This window comes from Vibrio sp. 1727 (genome assembly GCF_033344415.1).
Taxonomy (GTDB): domain Bacteria; phylum Pseudomonadota; class Gammaproteobacteria; order Enterobacterales; family Vibrionaceae; genus Vibrio; species Vibrio alginolyticus.
Map to the genome: position 1 here is coordinate 1 of NZ_JAWPOT010000533.1, position 562 is coordinate 562.

The 562-nt window shown below is 51.1% G+C and carries 1 protein-coding gene; it reads left to right on the forward strand.

What is annotated here, in order from left to right:
• Positions 1-562, forward strand: a 562-nt coding sequence (locus R8O10_RS26765; RefSeq protein ID WP_318192167.1) for an ABC transporter permease, incomplete at both ends; no start/stop codon positions are given.

The following is a 562-nucleotide window of genomic DNA, read 5'->3' on the forward strand; positions in this document are numbered from 1 at the left end:
TACTCCTGCTGCTCCTTCAGCCGTTCCATCTGCGTGGGAGCGCTTTAAAAACTCGGATTTCTTGTACTACTTCAAGCGCGACAAAGTGGCGATGGCGAGTTTTACGGTGTTTCTGATGTTCTTGGTGCTGGCACTGGCGGCGCCAATTCTGGCACCAACTGACCCGTACGATCTGACATCTATCGATATCATGGATTCAGAATTACCACCATCTTGGATGGACGGCGGTGAAGAACGCTTTGTGCTCGGTACGGATGAGCAAGGCCGTGATATTTTATCGACCATTCTTTACGGCTCTCGTTTGTCGCTGACGATCGGTTTCCTCGCGGTCGGTCTACAGCTTGTACTGGGCATCATCATTGGTTTGTCGGCAGGCTACTTCGGCGGTCGTATCGATAGCTTCTTGATGCGTTTTGCAGATGTGCAGTTGTCGTTTTCAACCATGATGGTAGCGATCATCGTCTCGGCCATTTTCAAAGCCAGCTTTGGCAGCGATTTTTACAGCCAATACGCGGTCGTGATGCTGGTGGTGATCATCGGTGTGGCTGAATGGCCACAGTAC